This window comes from Bacillus sp. AP8 (assembly GCF_000321185.1).
GTDB classification, from domain to species: domain Bacteria; phylum Bacillota; class Bacilli; order Bacillales; family DSM-1321; genus Bacillus_AD; species Bacillus_AD massilioanorexius.
This window is the reverse complement of sequence record NZ_CAPG01000036.1, coordinates 152,104-169,406: the sequence shown is the minus strand read 5'-3', so window position 1 is coordinate 169,406 and position 17,303 is coordinate 152,104. Positions and strand designations below refer to the sequence as shown.

General features: G+C 32.5%; 16 protein-coding genes and 1 pseudogene. 13 read left to right on the top strand and 4 right to left on the bottom strand.

All coding sequences use genetic code 11. The features are described from left to right. The first annotated feature begins 97 nt into the window (after positions 1-97). From BN349_RS10040 to BN349_RS10030, 3 genes are all read left to right on the top strand, one after another. Positions 98-355, top strand: a complete 258-nt coding sequence (locus BN349_RS10040; RefSeq protein ID WP_019242173.1) for a hypothetical protein — start codon at positions 98-100, stop codon at positions 353-355. A 159-nt stretch (positions 356-514) separates the two neighbouring features. Next, positions 515-1,138, top strand: a complete 624-nt coding sequence (locus BN349_RS10035; protein ID WP_019242172.1) for a nitroreductase family protein — start codon at positions 515-517, stop codon at positions 1,136-1,138. Between the two features lie 190 nt (positions 1,139-1,328). Beyond that, a complete protein-coding gene (locus BN349_RS10030) occupies positions 1,329-2,321 on the top strand; it encodes a zinc-binding dehydrogenase (protein ID WP_019242171.1) in 993 nt (330 codons plus the stop codon). 148 nt (positions 2,322-2,469) lie between these two features. Here BN349_RS10030 and BN349_RS10025 read toward each other — a convergent pair whose 3' ends face one another. Continuing rightward, positions 2,470-3,315 carry a DUF4097 family beta strand repeat-containing protein gene (locus BN349_RS10025; protein WP_019242170.1) on the bottom strand — a complete coding sequence of 282 codons (846 nt, stop codon included), beginning with the start codon at positions 3,313-3,315 and terminating at the stop codon, positions 2,470-2,472. Between the two features lie 648 nt (positions 3,316-3,963). Then, the gene (locus tag BN349_RS10020; protein WP_019242169.1) at positions 3,964-4,377 is read right to left on the bottom strand and encodes a MarR family winged helix-turn-helix transcriptional regulator; all 414 of its coding nucleotides are present in this window, start codon (positions 4,375-4,377) and stop codon (positions 3,964-3,966) included. 234 nt (positions 4,378-4,611) lie between these two features. On the opposite strand from BN349_RS10020, the gene BN349_RS10015 reads away from it, so the two are divergent. Genes BN349_RS10015 through BN349_RS10005 form a run of 3 tightly spaced genes read left to right on the top strand, consistent with a single transcriptional unit; the run spans position 4,612 to position 6,470 of the window. Next, positions 4,612-4,986 (top strand): GntR family transcriptional regulator, encoded by a 375-nt coding sequence (locus BN349_RS10015; RefSeq protein ID WP_019242168.1) that lies wholly within the window; start codon positions 4,612-4,614, stop codon positions 4,984-4,986. Positions 4,987-4,989: 3 nt separating this feature from the next. Then, a complete protein-coding gene (locus tag BN349_RS10010) occupies positions 4,990-5,850 on the top strand; it encodes an ABC transporter ATP-binding protein (protein WP_019242167.1) in 861 nt (286 codons plus the stop codon). Continuing rightward, positions 5,847-6,470, top strand: a complete 624-nt coding sequence (locus tag BN349_RS10005) for an ABC-2 transporter permease (RefSeq protein WP_019242166.1) — start codon at positions 5,847-5,849, stop codon at positions 6,468-6,470. Before BN349_RS10010 ends, BN349_RS10005 begins: the two co-directional genes overlap by 4 nt. A gap of 189 nt (positions 6,471-6,659) precedes the next feature. Here BN349_RS10005 and sspO read toward each other — a convergent pair whose 3' ends face one another. Beyond that, the gene (sspO, locus tag BN349_RS10000; protein WP_026089264.1) at positions 6,660-6,809 is read right to left on the bottom strand and encodes a small acid-soluble spore protein O; all 150 of its coding nucleotides are present in this window, start codon (positions 6,807-6,809) and stop codon (positions 6,660-6,662) included. 378 nt (positions 6,810-7,187) lie between these two features. Here sspO and acnA point away from each other — a divergent pair, with 378 nt between their 5' ends. Beyond that, complete coding sequence (gene acnA, locus BN349_RS09995) at positions 7,188-9,914, top strand: aconitate hydratase AcnA (RefSeq protein WP_019242164.1); 2,727 nt, start codon at positions 7,188-7,190, stop codon at positions 9,912-9,914. Between the two features lie 243 nt (positions 9,915-10,157). Beyond that, positions 10,158-10,316, top strand: a complete 159-nt coding sequence (locus tag BN349_RS25880) for a hypothetical protein (protein WP_019242163.1) — start codon at positions 10,158-10,160, stop codon at positions 10,314-10,316. A gap of 359 nt (positions 10,317-10,675) precedes the next feature. On the opposite strand, the gene zwf is transcribed toward BN349_RS25880, so the two are convergent. Further along, positions 10,676-12,187, bottom strand: a complete 1,512-nt coding sequence (zwf, locus tag BN349_RS09985) for a glucose-6-phosphate dehydrogenase (RefSeq protein WP_019242162.1) — start codon at positions 12,185-12,187, stop codon at positions 10,676-10,678. Positions 12,188-12,486: 299 nt separating this feature from the next. Here zwf and rnz point away from each other — a divergent pair, with 299 nt between their 5' ends. The 5 genes and pseudogenes from rnz to BN349_RS09970 all read left to right on the top strand — a co-directional run bounded on the left by rnz (position 12,487) and on the right by BN349_RS09970 (position 16,774). Continuing rightward, a complete protein-coding gene (gene rnz / locus BN349_RS09980) occupies positions 12,487-13,419 on the top strand; it encodes a ribonuclease Z (protein WP_019242161.1) in 933 nt (310 codons plus the stop codon). A gap of 253 nt (positions 13,420-13,672) precedes the next feature. Then, complete coding sequence (locus tag BN349_RS24870) at positions 13,673-14,353, top strand: protoglobin domain-containing protein (protein WP_019242160.1); 681 nt, start codon at positions 13,673-13,675, stop codon at positions 14,351-14,353. 153 nt (positions 14,354-14,506) lie between these two features. Next, positions 14,507-14,863: pseudogene (locus tag BN349_RS26890) on the top strand (methyl-accepting chemotaxis protein); the annotation flags it as partial. A 39-nt stretch (positions 14,864-14,902) separates the two neighbouring features. Continuing rightward, on the top strand, positions 14,903-15,388 hold the full coding sequence (locus BN349_RS26885; RefSeq protein WP_425457721.1) for a CZB domain-containing protein: 486 nt from the start codon (positions 14,903-14,905) through the stop codon (positions 15,386-15,388). Between the two features lie 372 nt (positions 15,389-15,760). Then, on the top strand, positions 15,761-16,774 hold the full coding sequence (locus BN349_RS09970; RefSeq protein WP_019242158.1) for a S66 family peptidase: 1,014 nt from the start codon (positions 15,761-15,763) through the stop codon (positions 16,772-16,774). Positions 16,775-17,303: the final 529 nt, after the last annotated feature.

Here is a 17,303-nt window from a genome sequence, read left to right as displayed (position 1 = left end):
ACTTTATAAAATTTGTAAAGTACGCTGTTTTTATTCATCGAATAAATGAAATGGTTTTGGTGAAATCTATCAATAAAATGATGAAAGGAGTCTTATTATGCCTTATAGAAAAGATAATCAATATGCCTTTCAAGAAGCACAAGAAAAAACAAAAGAAGTAAGTGATGTTCTTGAAAAAATGGATTCAACTGATGCAGCATATGGTCAGCAATTAAAACATTTGAAACAAGAAATAGAAGTAGCATATCAACAAATTGAAAATGCGTTGGAAATTGCGTCTGAACATCAAAGGAAGCAATTAGAACAATATCAGCAATTCTTACATGATATAGTTAGTGATTTGCAAGAATCATAAATGGGGTCATTCAACGTTATTATTTTATATTTCCTCTAAATGAATGAGAATCGTTTTCCTTCTTTTGTAATGCTATATTAGAATAACTTGACACTTTCTGGAGCAATTAGTAAGTTAGAGTAGAATCTAAAATTAATACATATTTGGAGGGAGAAAGCTTTGAGCAGTCAAATGGATTTTTCACAAGTTATATCTAATCGTCATTCAGTTAGGGAGTACGATTCCTCAGTTGTTATTTCTCAAGAAGAAATTAAAGAAATGATACAGGAGGCATCCTTAGCTCCATCTTCTTGTAATTTACAACCATGGCGCTGTTTAGTATTTAAAGATAAACAAGCCAAAAAAGACTTGAAAAAAATTGCTTATAATCAAGATTGTATTGAAACATCTTCAGCAGTAATAGCCATTCTTGGAGATATTGATATGTATAAAAATGCTGAAGCTATTTATAAAAGTACTTATGAAGCAGGATATATTGATGAAGAAATGATGAAAACAAATGTTGAAAAATATACAGAGTTGTTTTCAAAGGCTTCTATTGAATCAAGAGCACAAAGTGTCTCATTTGATGCGGGATTATTTTCTATGCAGCTAATGCTAGTAGCAAAATCTAGAGGCTACGATACAGTAACAATCGGTGGCTTTGACAAAATAAAATTTATTGACACTTTTGATATAGACGATCGATATTTACCGATTGTATTAATTGCGTTAGGTAAGGCTGCTTCACCAGCGTTTAAGACAACGCGTTTACCAGTGGACAAAATTACTTCTTTTATTTAACAAAGATAGATGTCCTATTCTATGGAAAAAGGTTGAAGCTTTAATAGAATCGTTTGTATAACAAATGAAGAGAGGTTCTTCAAAAAGTTCATTTTTAAATGTTTGAACTTCTTGGAGACCTCTTTATTACATTATGGGTTATAATGGTATAAATACATAACTTACTACGGTTCAAAAGGAGAATAGGAAAATGAAAGCATTAATTCATGCGGGTAAAAGTGGATTTGCAGGTTTATCATATGGTCGTATTCAAGAAGGAAGTCCTGGACCTGGCGAGGTTCGCGTTCGTTTGAAAACAGCGGGTTTAAATCATCGTGATTTATTTGTACTTAATCGTCATCAGCCTGATGAAGCACCTTTAGTAATTGGTTCAGATGGTGCAGGTGTCATTGAAGTTGTAGGGGAAGGTGTTGATGTTGACCAAATCGGTAGTGAAGTAATAATCAATCCGGGATTAGGTTGGGATAGAAATAGTGATTGCCCGCCTGAAGAGTTTGAAATCATTGGACATCCTTTTCATGGAACATTTGCTGAAAGTATTATAGTGCCTATTGAAAATGTAGTAGAAAAACCCAAATATTTAACTTGGGAAGAAGCAGGGGTATTATCTTTAGCTGCCTTAACCGCTTATCGTGCTCTTTTTACAAGAGGGAAAATTAAACATGATATGAAAGTCTTAATACCTGGGATAGGGAGTGGTGTCGCTACATTTTTACTGCAATTTGCAAAAGCAGTAGGAGCTACTGTATATGTTACTTCACGTTCTAAAGAAAAAGCTAATGCAGCTCTTCGTCTAGGTGCAGATAAAGCGATTGATAGTAATGTTGATTGGGATGTTGTGCTTAATGGCGAGAAAGTGGATTTAGTTATTGAATGTGTTGGGGCTGCTACATTTAATAAATCATTAAAGCAACTTCGACGCGGAGGGACAATTGTTACATTTGGTGCTTCTGCGGGAGATGAGGTTCAAATTAATTTGAGAGATATATTTTATGGACAATATAATATCTTAGGATCTACAATGGGCAGCGCTGAAGAGTATAAAGAGATGTTATCTTTTATTGAAGAGAATCAAATTAAACCTGTTATAGATGGAATGTATACGTTAGAGCAGTTTGAAAATGCGTTTCATCGTATGGAGAAGGCTGAACAATTAGGGAAAATAGGATTTATCATTAGCTAATAGTGAATAATTGAAAGACGTTACAAAAGTGTTTTAGATAGCCCTTTGTAACGTCTTTTTATTTGTTTATAAATAAGTTCAGTAAATACATTCAAAGCTATATGTATTACTTGTTAATAGGCGAGAAAGTTTACGAAAATAACCTATTTTAATTAATCTCAATATTACCAACCGAAACAGATATGTTTAATTCGCGATTTTTGAAATTGTTGCTCTTAATGTTTTGGCCTGCTCCATTTATTATTATGTGATTTTTTAGTTGTGTATTATTTGTTGTAATGTGTCCATTTTTGGTTTCAATATTTAGTTGTATATCAGTTAAGTCTTGAGAAGATGGTAAAAGAATTTTTGCGTTTCCGTTAGATAGCTTTATGGTATTTTTCCCAATTATTTCTGAGAAGGTTATTTCTTTAAGACTACCCACATGATTATTAATTGCCACTTCTCCCTTTACTTTCCCCATTATAATAGCGCCATTTTTGGCAATGACTTGTATAGAAGAGCCTTTAAATGAATCTACCTTAATGTTTCCAATATTAGAAACTAGAGTTGTGTGATTTATTACTTCTATATCTTCTAGGTGAATATTTCCGTTTTTAGTATGAACCTTAATGGACGAAAGTAACCTTTCTGGAATGAATAATTGCAATGTTGTTCTTTTTACATTGCCAGGGATGAAATACATCCATTTTTTGGGGATAGCCTTAACAGTTAAAGTCGCTTGGCCTTTATCATATTTCAACGCCAGTTTTGGTTTTATGAAAAAAGATGCTTTCCCTGACAACTTATAATGTATTTTTGTCTCGCTTTTTAAAATCTCAATGTTTGTAACATCTGAATTAATGATAATATGATTTACTTCTTTAAGTTCTTCGCTGTTAACAGCTTTACTTTCAGATTGCTTTAATAAAATAGCCATTATTGAGAACGCCATTATGAAAACCCCCATTATACTGAAAAATGATTTTACTTTTATATTCTTAATTCTTAACAAAATAATTACCTCCCTTATTAAATATTTTAGTAATTAAAACATTTAGTTATTATAATATATATTTGTTTTAATAATCTGTCAATATGGATCATCGTGTGTCGACTAATTTTGAACAAATTGTATTTATACATATAAAAAAGCAAATCAATATGATTTGCTTCAGAATGTATACAAAAAGACATGAAAATAATTTTCTCTTCATGTCTTTTGTCATTATTTGTATTTGTAAATAGAAAAACGGAAGATGTAAGTTCTTTATGATGTACTTTTTAAGTAATTTTCAACAATATTAGCTCCGTTTTCCTGTGAAAGTAGCCAGCCATTTAAAATTTCTTGTAGTAAAAATAAATATCGCCAGTATGGATCTTATACGAAAATCTTGTAAGGTTCTTTTACGCATTCAGTTGATTGGAGTGGAGAGCGGCGACTCCTACGGGAAAAGCGGCTCGGCCCCGCCCAAGGAAAGCGTCCGCTCGCAGCGGAAATCAACGTTTTTTCTACAGTCTGAAGCAAACCGATAACAGTTAATATGCTAAGAATGTTTATCATTTAAGCTTACATGGCAATTTAAAAACAATGAACAATTGGTAAGCTAATGACAGAAAATGAATGATGTTAACCAAACGTTCTATTTGATTTGTTTACAGTTTATTTTGTAATTTTATCAAATACTTTATTAATGTCTTTTAAAATATCTGAAATGTTCATTAGTTGTTCATCTGAGAACTTTGAAAAAATGCTAGCTATTTTTGTTTCACCTTCATTAGTAAGTGAGACTCTTACGACCCTTCGATCATCTTTAATCCTTACTCGTTCTACTAATTGTAGTTCCTCTAGTTTGTCGCACATATTTGTTGCCGCCCCAGGAGTTAACATAAAACCTTCTGCAATTTCAGTGATTTTCATATGTCCATATAGCTTAAGCTTTAGTAATAATAGAATAAGATTTTCTGAAAGAGTGTCATCATGCGTGAGGAGTTTAATGAATTCATTTGATTTCTTTTGAAGTTTAAACATTTCATCAACTACATTTTGTATGTTTTCTTCTGTAGTTTTATTCATCTTGTTCATCCCTTTTTATTTTAGTTACTAAAATATATGTTGATTATATATTATATTTATTAAAAATGATACTGATAATATCATTTTCAATATTTGAATTGTTGATATATATGAGTAAATAATCAGCTATTTATACTCGTTTTAAAAGATTATCTCGTGTTGCTGTTGACTTTGTGTATATATAATGAGATATTGTGTATATACTATATATACAATATGATGTGTGGTGATTAAATGGATATCATAATTAGTAATTCAAATTCGAAACCAATATATGAACAGATTTCCTCGCAAATTAAAAATTTTATTATGACAGGTATTCTTAATGAAGGGGATGCACTCCCATCCATGCGCTTGTTAGCAAAAGAATTACGGGTAAGTGTTATAACGACGAAGCGAGCTTACGAAGATTTGGAACGTGATGGTTTTATTGAAACGGTTCAAGGTAAAGGAAGCTTTGTAGCTGGAAAAAATATTGAATTTGTAAAAGAAGAACAGCTTAGAATTGTTGAGGAATACTTAGTAAAAGCCGTAAATGTTGCAAAAAGTAGCGGAATTACAATCGATGAACTTCAAGAAATAGTCAATATGCTTTATGAGGAGGAGTAACAGATGGATGCTATCTTAGAAGTAGAACATGTAACAAAAAATTATGGAGAATTTGCTATTAAAGACTTGAACTTTACCTTACCTAAAGGGAGCATAATGGGATTTGTTGGTGAGAATGGCGCTGGTAAAACAACTACTATCAAATTAATTTTGAATTTAATTAAGATGGATAATGGTTCGATCCAATTATTTGGATTAGATCATATTAAGCATGAGAAAAAAATCAAGGAACAGATTGGTGTCGTTTTTGATGAAAGTTATTTTCATGATAATTTAAAAGTTGGAGATATTTCTAAGATTCTAGATAAGGTTTTTAGTAATTGGGATGAGGAGCTCTACAATCAATACATAAACAAATTTAATTTACCTAGAAATAAGACGGTAAAGGAATTTTCCAAAGGAATGAAAATGAAGCTATCTATTGCAACAGCTTTATCACATCATCCGAAACTTCTTATATTAGATGAAGCTACAAGTGGCCTTGACCCTGTCGTTAGAAATGAAATATTAGATGTGTTTTTAGACTTTATTCAAGATGAAGAAAAATCTATTCTATTATCTTCTCATATTACGAGTGATTTAGAGAAAGTAGCCGATTATATCACATATATTCATAACGGTAAGATTATCTTTAGTGAATCAAAGGATGAATTAATGTATAATTATGGTTTGTTAAAATGTGGTAAGGGTGAATTCGAGGATATAGATTTAGAAGATATAATTGGCTATCGGAAAGGTCAATTTGGCTATGAAGTTTTAGTTAAAAATAAGGAGCAAATGCACAGAAAATATCCAAAAGCCGTTATAGATACAACAAACATAGAAGAAATTATGTTATTTCATGTAAGAGGTGAGCAAAAATGACTGGATTATTGATTAAGGACATTTTAAATTTGCGAAAATATGCGATGACAATGCTTATTTTTATAGTGTTTTATTCCGCGCTTTCCTTTACTATGGATGATCCAGGCTTTATTAGTGGTGCTATTGTGCTTTTTTTTACAATGATTTCAATCACTTCTTTCTCATATGATAATCTTGCAAAATGGGATAATTATGCATTATCTCTACCTATTACTCGTAAAGAAATGGTGTTGAGTAAATATATACTGGCGATGTTATTGGCAATAGGAGGGACATTATTTTCTATAGTTGCTGGTGGTTTAATCGTTTTTATCAAAGATATAACGAGTTTTAAAGAACAATTAGTCATTTCATATTGTTTATTTGTGATTGCAACACTATTTATAAGCGCATTATTACCTCTTATTTATAAATATGGGGTTGAGAAAGCGAGAATCATGATCGTAGTAGTGATTGGTTTGCCGTCCATCCTTCTTTTTGCTCTCTCAAAAATAGGAGTTCTTATGCCGACCGATGAACAATTTATGCTGTTACTTAAACTATCTCCTATTTTCCTTGTAATCGTTCTTTTTGTTTCATATTTTATTTCATTAGAAATTTACAAAAAAAAAGAACTGTAATGGTTCTATAATTAGAAGGAGGCTAGTATGGCTTCCTTCTAATTATTTGTACGTAGCGATTTGCAAGAACCTAACAATCATTCTGTCTAAATTTGGCGATTTGTAGAATCTTTAGATTTGTTTGTCGTCCGTGTACTTTAATGGTCGATATTAAGAATAAGAAGACAGAATATGATACTAAAGCTACTGCTATTGATTCTTTTTACGTTTTTTATTATTTTGTCTTTGTACAGCGGTTAATGGCTCATTTGCATATTCCTCATTGTAACCAGCTCCAGTTCCTTGAGCAGATGCTGCATTCATACCTGGTCTGACATGATTCGCCTTTTTTTTCACCAATTTAATCACCTCAATTCTACTTATTTAGCTTATTTTCCCCTAATTATTTATTTTATAAAAATAATAATATTTATTTATAAATGAAAATGTTTCTCAATTGATCCACTGAAAAATGCAGTAATATCAAGGTTCATAATTTAGTCAATTATTTACTATAAGAAATACTTATCATTAACAATAACTTTCTTGTAATTTACTCATGATGTTTATTTTTGTAAAATGTATATGAAAGGGAAGTAAGATAAAATAAATATTCATACTTTTCGACATATTCGTTTTTTTCCTTTATAGTTAAAGTAGAGCTGGGCAAAGTGTTTGTCGAGCGGAATTTCTATGGCTATTTATTATAATTAAGGAAGAAAAGAGGGGGAACGTGTAATGGCAAAAAATGATATTTTTAAAGCGCGCTCTTCTTTCAATGCGAACGGAAAAAGCTACAACTATTACCGTTTAGGTGCATTAGAAGAAGCAGGAATCGGCGCAGTTTCTAAATTACCTTATTCAATTAAAGTTCTTCTTGAATCTGTATTACGTCAAGAAGATGGCCGAGTAATTACAAAGGAACATGTTGAAAACTTAGCAAAATGGGGAACTAGCGAAGTTCAAAATATTGATGTACCTTTTAAACCTTCTCGTGTAATTTTACAAGACTTTACTGGTGTTCCAGCAGTAGTTGACCTTGCTTCAATGAGAAAAGCAATGGCTGACCTTGGTGGAGACCCTGAACAAATTAATCCTTTAATTCCTGTTGACCTAGTTATTGACCACTCAGTGCAAGTTGATAAAGCTGGTACTGCTGATTCATTAAAAGTTAACATGAATTATGAATTCGAACGTAATAATGAGCGTTATCAGTTCCTAAGCTGGGCGCAAAAATCTTTTGATAACTATCGTGCAGTACCACCTGCAACTGGTATCGTTCACCAAGTTAACTTAGAGTATTTAGCAGCAGTTGTTCATGCTCTAGAAAATGAAGACGGAACTTTTGAAACATTCCCAGATTCATTAGTGGGTACTGACTCACATACAACAATGATCAATGGTATCGGTGTTTTAGGATGGGGTGTAGGTGGTATTGAAGCCGAAGCAGGAATGCTTGGTCAACCTTCATACTTCCCAGTTCCAGAAGTTATCGGTGTTAAACTTATTGGTCAACTTCCAAGTGGAGCAACAGCTACTGACTTAGCTCTTAAAGTAACACAAGTGTTACGTGCGAAAGGTGTAGTAAATAAATTTGTTGAGTTCTTTGGCCCTGGTGTAACAACACTTCCATTAGCAGACCGTGCAACAGTTGCAAACATGGCTCCTGAGTATGGTGCTACTTGTGGTTTCTTCCCAGTTGATGAAGAAGCATTATCATATATGCGTCTAACAGGAAGAAATGAAGAGCAAATCAAGGTTGTTGAAGAATATTGCAAAGCAAATGGTTTATTCTTAACTGCTGATAGTGCAGATCCAATTTACACAGATGTAGTTGAAATTGATCTTTCAGCAATCGAAGCAAATCTTTCTGGTCCAAAACGTCCACAAGATTTAATTCCATTATCACAAATGAAAGAACAATTCCATAATGCATTAAACGCACCAGCAGGTCCTCATGGATTCGGAATTGATGCTGCTGATAAAGAAAAAGAAATTATTGTTAAACTAGCTGATGGTTCAGAAGTTCAAATGAAAACAGGAGCAATTGCTATTGCTGCAATTACAAGCTGTACAAATACTTCTAACCCATATGTACTAGTTGGAGCAGGTCTTCTTGCTAAGAAAGCAGTAGAAAAAGGGTTACAAGTACCCGCTTATGTTAAAACATCTTTAGCGCCAGGTTCTAAAGTTGTTACAGGATACCTAGCCGATTCTGGTTTACAACCATACCTAGATCAATTAGGTTACCAAATCGTTGGTTACGGATGTACTACATGTATCGGTAACTCAGGTCCATTAGCTCCTGAATTAGAAAAAGCAATCGCTGATTCTGATTTATTAGTAACATCAGTACTTTCAGGTAACCGTAACTTTGAAGGACGTATCCACCCACTAGTTAAAGGTAACTACTTAGCTTCACCACCATTAGTTGTTGCTTATTCACTAGCTGGTACTGTTGATATTGATTTCGCTACACAAGCAATCGGTAAAGATAAAGATGGCAAAGATGTAATGCTTTCTGATATTTGGCCAACAGCTGAAGAAATTAAAGAAGTTGTAAACAAAACAGTTACTCCTGAATTGTTCAAAAAAGAATATGATACTGTATTTACAAATAACGAACGTTGGAATGAAATTAAAGTAGGTAATGATCCATTATACACTTGGGATAATGAATCAACTTACATTGCAAATCCTCCATTCTTCGAAGGATTGAAAGCAGAAGCTGGTACAGTTGAACCACTAAATGGCTTACGTGTTGTAGCTAAATTTGCTGATTCAGTAACAACTGACCACATTTCACCAGCTGGATCAATTGGTATCAAAACTCCAGCAGGTTTATACCTACGTGAAAATGGTGTTGAACCAAGAGATTTCAACTCATATGGATCTCGTCGTGGACACCACGAAGTAATGATGAGAGGTACATTTGCAAACATTCGTATCCGTAACCAAGTAGCTCCTGGTACAGAAGGTGGATACACTACTTACTGGCCAACTGGCGAAGTTACATCAATTTACGATGCTTGCATGAAGTACAAACAAGACGGAACTGGCTTAGTTGTTCTAGCTGGTAAAGATTACGGTATGGGATCTTCACGTGACTGGGCTGCGAAAGGTACTAACCTTTTAGGAATTAAAACAGTTATCGCTGAAAGCTTCGAGCGTATTCACCGTTCTAACCTAGTGTTAATGGGTGTTCTTCCATTACAATTTAAAGAAGGCGAAAGCGCAGATACTCTTGGATTAACTGGTAAAGAAACAATCGCAGTTACTGTTGATGAATCTGTAAAACCAAGAGATTATGTAAAAGTAACAGCTACTGCTGAAGATGGTACTGTTAAAGAATTCGAAGCATTAGTACGTTTCGATAGCGAAGTTGAAATTGATTACTACCGTCATGGTGGTATCTTACCAATGGTACTTCGTGAAAAATTACAAGCTGCGAAACTACAAGCTTAATATTATAGAAATGATAGAAGAGCCCTAAAAGTAGATGATCTACTTTTAGGGCTCTTTTAACTTTGTATGTTAACTTATCTATTATTGATTATGAGTAAAATGAAGGCGAACGAAGTATTTTTATCATAATTTTGTTAATAAAACATAGGATAGATTAATAGTCTTGAATTTATATCAAAATTATTGTTTAATAGTTTTTTTGATAGGAAATAAGATAATATTTCTTTGTTAGGAGAGACATTAATGAAAATAATAATGATTATTATATCTATTCTAGTATTCTATATAGTAGTTGAAGTTGGTGTTAATATTTTTCTTAATTATGGTCGTGAAAAAGAAAAAAAGTCATTTAAAGAAATATTTAAGAGATTTTCTAGGAAAAAACAAGGACAGGATGTTTAGTGCAAGTAGATGATTACTCTTGTATTGTTGATAATCTGATGGCTGAAAGACGAGAAGACAAAATATAATTATAGAAGAGGGTGTCCAAAAAGTAAAAATTCGATGGATATCCTCTTCTATTTTATGTAAGTTTTGTATTCTTACTTATCTCAACTAAAGAGTAAAATAAAAGATGCATAGGACAAAGCCCGTAACATTATTTTTTTAGAATGAAAATATACTATATATCAAATAGTCGATAAAAAATGGAGTTAAAATAAAGCGTAGGGGCCTCTGAAAAATGATAAATCACTTTTCAGAGGCCCCTTAATCTATTTCTTCACATATATGTAGCTTTCAAACTATCTGTAATGAATTTTTTAGCAAGTCTCTACATCAAATTCTTCTACAGGCCACCAATGGTTTCCGTCGGATTCTAGTAGATCATCTGCGCTATTAGGTCCCATAGAACCCGCTGGATAGTTCGGGAAGCTAGTTTCTTTTTCATTACTCCATATTTTTGATATGTTATCTACGAATTTCCAAGATAATGCTACTTCATCCCAATGCGTAAAGTTAGTGGCATCTCCACGCATAGCATCATAGATAAGTTTTTCATATGCTTCTGGAGTATTCATTTGATCGGATGTTTTTTTACTATAGCTTAATCGAATAGGTTTAGTTGATACAATTTTTCCACCTGAGTTTTTTACATTAAGATGTAGAGTAATGCCTTCTTCAGGCTGAATATGTATCACGAGTAAGTTTGGACTTAACTCTTCACTTGGATTGTAATATAGATTCATAGGAATATCTTTAAATTGAACAACGATTTTTGTTGTTTTTACCGTCATGCTTTTCCCTGTTCGAATATAAAAAGGAACACCAGCCCAACGGAAATTATCGATTTTGAGTCTTCCAGCTACGTACGTTTCTGTATTAGAGTTTTCATTTACCATTGGTTCATGACGATAGTCTATTTTCTTTTCTCCACCAACTTCACCTTGTCCATATTGTCCTCTTACAAAATTCTTCTCCACTTCTGTATTGGAATAAGTTCTCAATGATCGAAGTACACGAATTTTTTCATTACGAATATCTTCTGTATTTAAGGAAATAGGAGGCTCCATTGCTAGTAGAGCAACCATTTGTAACATATGATTTTGGACCATGTCTCTTAAGGCACCACTTTTATCATAATATCTACCACGTTCTTCAACACCTAGTGTTTCACTAGATGTAACTTGGATATTTGATATATAACGATTGTTCCACAACGGTTCAAACATCATATTAGAAAATCGAATAACTTCTATATTTTGCACCATATCTTTACCGAGATAATGGTCGATTCGGTATATTTCATTTTCTTCAAAAGAGCCACGAATCTTTGTGTTTAATTGTTCAGCAGATTCGAAGTCTTTTCCAAATGGTTTTTCAATTATGACACGTTTATAACCTTCTGTTTTTGTCAATCCTGATAATTTTAAATGTTCAGTTATCGTGCCGAAAAATTCAGGAGCCATAGCTAGATAAAACAAGCGATTACCATCTAATCGGTGGATTTCTTCTGTTCTTTCAGTAAGGTCTTTCAATTCTTTATATGATTGGGAGTTAGATACATCATGAGAGTGGTAATAGAAATGATTAGTGAATTCTTCCAACTCTAAATGATTAATCTGTTTTACGGCTGAGAGAATAGACTCTTTAATCATGTTATGATATTGATTTATAGTAAGTTCTCTTCTTGCTACACCTATTACGGCAAAGTGTTTATTAATTTTTTTTCTACTGTATAATCGGAAAAGAGAAGGATATAATTTCCGATGAGCTAAATCACCAGTTGCTCCAAATAGCATAATTAGTGAATTTGGTCTCTGTTTGTTATTCACAATAGGAACCTCATTTCTGCAAAGTTGTATATAATAAATATAAAAGTATAATAAATTACGTTATATTAAATTAATTATTATTATATATCATTATATTCAGAAAATGAATTATCACGACTTACAATCATATTATCTTTCGAATTTTTTAAGAGATAGTGATCATGAAATACTGCTGGTATAAGTTTTAAGTGATATACTGTTGCGAATTATGGTAATCTAAGTATCATGCGAAAAGGGAGCTTTTTTAAAATAATAAAATAGATAATATAATATTAATGTAGGATTGGGAGGGACATAGAATGGAATTTGTATTTTTAGGTACAGGAGCAGGAGTTCCTGCAAAAACTCGAAATGTTTCATCCATAGCCCTTCAGTTGCTCGAAGAAAGAAAGGCTGTTTGGTTATTTGATTGTGGAGAGGCTACACAACATCAAATATTACATACTTCCGTAAAACCGAGTAAAATAGAGAAAATATTCATTACTCACTTACATGGAGATCATATTTTTGGTTTACCGGGATTATTAAGCAGTCGTTCTTTTCAAGGAGGTACAGATGAACTTACTGTATATGGACCTGAAGGAATTTCCGAATATATTACTACTTCATTAAAAGCAAGTGGTACACATTTAAAGTACCCTTTGACCATTATTGAAATTATGGAGGGAATTATTTTTGAGGATGATTCTTTCACAGTGGAAGCTCGTAAATTAGATCACGGAATATTAAGCTATGGATATCGCATAACGGAAAAAGATCGTCCTGGGGAATTACAAGTGGACGAATTATTGAAGCTTGGCTTAAAACCAGGACCTATATTTAAAAAAGTAAAAAATGGAGAAATCATTCCATTAGATGACGGTTCTATTATAAATGGGAAAGAATTTGTTGGTGAGCCTAAGAAAGGGAAAATTATAACGATTCTAGGTGACACTCGGATTTGTGAAAACAGTAAAATACTTGCAAATAATTGTGATTACCTAATACACGAAGCAACATTTGCAGCTGAAAGTGGGAAAATGGCCTATGAATACCATCATTCAACTACTGCACAAGCTGCTACTATTGCAAAAGAATCAGGTACTAAGAAATTAATATTGACACATATTAGCTCACGTTACTTGGCGGAAGATATCCATCATTTACTTCAAGAGGCTATCGAAATTTTTCCGAATACGATTATTGCTGAAGATTTAATGAGACTAAAAATTGTTAAAACTGATGTGGATTAATTCACATCAGTTTTTTAAAATTCGGAATATTGGATAAAACGCGTTTAAGGGGTAGGCAATACTGGCTATAATATAAGTGTAGAATAACGATGATTTGATTGATATTTTACAAAAGTGAGGAAATTATATAGGGGTATTTTTCTAGGAAAAATGTTTAAATACTGTTCTTATAGTTTTCGATAAGAAGGGCATTGTTCAATTGGATTTTATCATTTGAATAATGCTTTTTTCTACAAATAGGGAGGAAAACATCATGACCATAATAAATCAATTAAGACCTACTGCTTCTACGAAGACTATGCTTAAACATGAAACCGATATTCATCTAAAAAGTCACTTTGCTGACATTTTAAAATATCAATCATTTCAGAAAATAGACCAAGAACATTTCCATGTCCTAGCTACATTACTTGAAGATGCCATTCCAGAAGGAGTAGAGATTTTACTTAATTATTTGCAATATTTACAGGGGAAAGAACACATATCGATTAACAGAAAAGAAGTTGAGCAATATATGCATTCTTTACTCCATGCCGAAAGAAATGAGCAATATTATGAAAATATCACGTCATTCTTTAACGTTCTTATTGATAAAAAATATCCCGTGTGTAAATTGTTAACTGCTTTTAATCAAATTCATTTTTATTTCCAAACTATCTTACTTTCCAAAAAAGGTATGCGTCCAAATAGATGCTTGGAATTAATGACGAGCTTACAAAAAGGCGTGAATATTGAACAGCAACTATTAATTGATATGTCCAATAAGCAACTACTAGAGGTAAATGCTATTAACATATCAAATTTAATAAACAAAAATACAGAAATTATGTTTATGCGAGACTTTTTATCGAAATTAGATACGCAAGATCATCAAATCTTGAATATTAAAGCTGCAAGTGAAGAATTATCTGTGTCTGTAGATGAAGTAGCGTAACATGCTGTGTCGGTTGCAGAAAACACAGATGAGGCAGTCGAATTATCTGAGGAAGGACAAAAAGTAGTAGGGGATGCTATTAATGAAATTATCTTAACCAAAGAAGAGTTTGCTCAAATTGTTACAAAGGTTAATGAGTTACAAAATTCAGTTGCAAAGATTGAAGAAGTAGTTAAAGTAATTCATAGTATTGCAGATCAAACGAATTTATTAGCTTTAAATGCCGCAATTGAAGCTGCAAGAGCAGGAGATGCAGGTCGCGGTTTTGCTGTTGTAGCGGAAGAAGTACGTAAACTATCTGATAATAATGTCATGTCACTAAAAACAGTTAAGGATAATGTTGCGACACTTCAAGCTGTATCGACCGATATTTTTAATCTAACAAACAAAACAAAGTCCGTGATTGAAAAGGGTGTTTCAGAAGCTCAAAATACGATTCCTCTTATTTCACATATCATTGAAAGAATGAAGGATATTAATGATAAAACAAATGGTACAGCAGCAACTGCTGAACAACAGTCGGCTGGAATAAATGAAGTAGCTAAAAGAATGACGAATATCGCGAACATATCATCAGAATTAAATGATTTAAGTCATGTTACGATTGATGCTATACATGACCTAAGTACGTTGATTAGACAATATCGTGATTGTGTCTTTGATGGCACGACTCAACTTACTACACGAGCTTTACTAGAATTAGCGAGGTCAGATCATCTACTATGGAAATGGAAAATACATAATATGCTTCTTGGTGTAGAAACTGTACATCCAAATGACGTGAATGAACATACGGATTGTCGTTTAGGTAATTTGTATTTTAATCAAGATACTATTGAAATGATTGGTGAAAATAAGCATTATCAAGAACTTAATCAACACCCTAAAGATGTGCACGATTACGCTAGAAAATCTGTAATAGCATATGAATCTAGAAATATTGAGGAAGCAGAAATGTACTTTAAAAAACTAGAAAGTGCCTCTGAAAAGGTAATGAATTTAATTGATGAGATTATTGAAGATTTAGGTTTATGAAAATAAAACTAAGGAATGTTATTTAGTTAGAATAATCGATATATAATGCAACATGATGATTTCTCCCAGTAGATTTTTCAAAAAATAACCTCTATTGAATAAGGCTCTTTTTTTAGCAAATCTATGTGTGCCTCTTGATATCATTTTTTGGTATTTGAACGATTAACTTCAAAATAAAATAAGATCATGTAATGTGAATAATGAGCGAAAATGCTTGAGACTCACTAATCACGAAGTGTAAAGATTAGAGCAAGATTGAACAAGGAAAGGTAATATTACTCTATGAGAAAACTTTTTATTTTAAAGAATATAGGGATTGTTCCTATTAATCTGTTTTGATAAAATAATGAAAAATCTTGACGGGGGTTTCATATGATAAAATATCCGTTTTTACCAAAAGGGGCAACAATTGGTGTTACAGCGCCTTCTTCAGGAGTTCCGCCTGAGTTGCATGATTTAGTAAAGCTTTCTTGTCAAAAGCTTGAAAAAAAAGGCTATAAGGTTGTTTGCGGTGAGACTGTTTGGAGTCAACATAAAGCAAAATCATCTCCAGCAAATCAAAGAGCCGATGAATTTAATAAGATGATACAGGATGAAGATATCGATGCGATTATCCCTCCATGGGGAGGAGAGCTACTTATTGAAATACTTGAACATATGGATTTCGAAAATATAACGAAAAAATGGATTTTAGGTTATTCGGATATTAGCTTATTGTTATTGGCAGTTACATTAAATACTGGGATTGCAACAGCTCATGGGACTAATCTTGTAGATTTAAGAGGAGAGTTAACAGACGAAACAACTGCTATGTGGGAGAATGTTTTAACAGCGAATGTAGGAGAATCTGCTATCCAATATTCATCAAAGAAATATCAAAAAGAATGGTCTCACGATCAACCTTCTCCATGTGTATTTCATTTAACAGAGAAAACGTATTGGAAATCGGTATCAAAGCAAATGGTGCAAATACAAGGGCGATTACTTGGTGGTTGTATAGATGTCATAAGACATTTAGTAGGCACTCCATATGGTAATGTATCTCATTTTAGAAGACTATATATCAATAACGAACCGATAATATGGTATTTAGAAAACTGTGAAATGTCTACCGTTGATTTAAGAAGATCATTAGTACAAATGAAGTTAGCTGGATGGTTTGAAGGATGTTCGGGTTTATTGTTTGGGAGGAGTAGTGCAAATAGGTCAGTTAATGATTATACAATAGAAGATGTATATAAAGAGTTATCAGAAGAACTTGAAATACCAATTATTTTTGACGTTGATTGTGGTCATGTACCTCCACAGCTTACATTTATAAATGGGGCATTTGCAGAGGTGCATGTAGAAAATGGTAAAGGCACTCTTATTCAATATTTTAAGTAATGACAAGAAGTTAAGGTGTTTTATTAAAAGATATGTACATTACTAATTTAGTAGAGTGTAAGATTTCTGTTAATAGATTATGAAGCGTTTCTTACAAAAATGGGCTTTTTTTAATGGAAAGGCAAGTGAGTATAAATAATGTTATGCCATTTACTAGTATGAATAAGTAACTGTTCTTTTTAATAGATAGGATTATCGCTATGAAGCCTATAAGAAAGACAAAAGGAAAAAGGATGAAAGAAAAGATGTTTAAGTAACACAATTCTGTTAATACGACTGAAAAAAAAGTTAGAAATACTTTAAAAAGAGAAATATTCATTTGTACCCCCTTAGTATTTTTAAGTAATCTATATCGTAATTGTTAAGGTATATATTATGTTAACATATTTTCAATGTTGTTTATTCATCTTGTATTTATTGTTGGAAAATAGACAATATAATGAACAAATTATGTGTTGACAAATAATGTTGTACAATAGAGGAAAGTTTGATTGTTATATTAATATTATTAAAGGGTGTAATACTGACT

Bases quoted from the DNA above. Each gene is read 5' to 3' on its own strand.
- BN349_RS10040 (WP_019242173.1), top strand. From the start codon at position 98: ATGCCTTATAGAAAAGATAATCAATATGCCTTTCAAGAAGCACAAGAA.
- BN349_RS10030 (WP_019242171.1), top strand. From the start codon at position 1,329: ATGAAAGCATTAATTCATGCGGGTAAAAGTGGATTTGCAGGTTTATCA.
- BN349_RS10020 (WP_019242169.1), bottom strand. From the start codon at position 4,377: ATGAATAAAACTACAGAAGAAAACATACAAAATGTAGTTGATGAAATG.
- BN349_RS10015 (WP_019242168.1), top strand. From the start codon at position 4,612: ATGGATATCATAATTAGTAATTCAAATTCGAAACCAATATATGAACAG.
- BN349_RS10010 (WP_019242167.1), top strand. From the start codon at position 4,990: ATGGATGCTATCTTAGAAGTAGAACATGTAACAAAAAATTATGGAGAA.
- BN349_RS10005 (WP_019242166.1), top strand. From the start codon at position 5,847: ATGACTGGATTATTGATTAAGGACATTTTAAATTTGCGAAAATATGCG.
- acnA (WP_019242164.1), top strand. From the start codon at position 7,188: ATGGCAAAAAATGATATTTTTAAAGCGCGCTCTTCTTTCAATGCGAAC.
- BN349_RS25880 (WP_019242163.1), top strand. From the start codon at position 10,158: ATGAAAATAATAATGATTATTATATCTATTCTAGTATTCTATATAGTA.
- rnz (WP_019242161.1), top strand. From the start codon at position 12,487: ATGGAATTTGTATTTTTAGGTACAGGAGCAGGAGTTCCTGCAAAAACT.
- BN349_RS24870 (WP_019242160.1), top strand. From the start codon at position 13,673: ATGACCATAATAAATCAATTAAGACCTACTGCTTCTACGAAGACTATG.
- BN349_RS26885 (WP_425457721.1), top strand. From the start codon at position 14,903: ATGACGAATATCGCGAACATATCATCAGAATTAAATGATTTAAGTCAT.
- BN349_RS09970 (WP_019242158.1), top strand. From the start codon at position 15,761: ATGATAAAATATCCGTTTTTACCAAAAGGGGCAACAATTGGTGTTACA.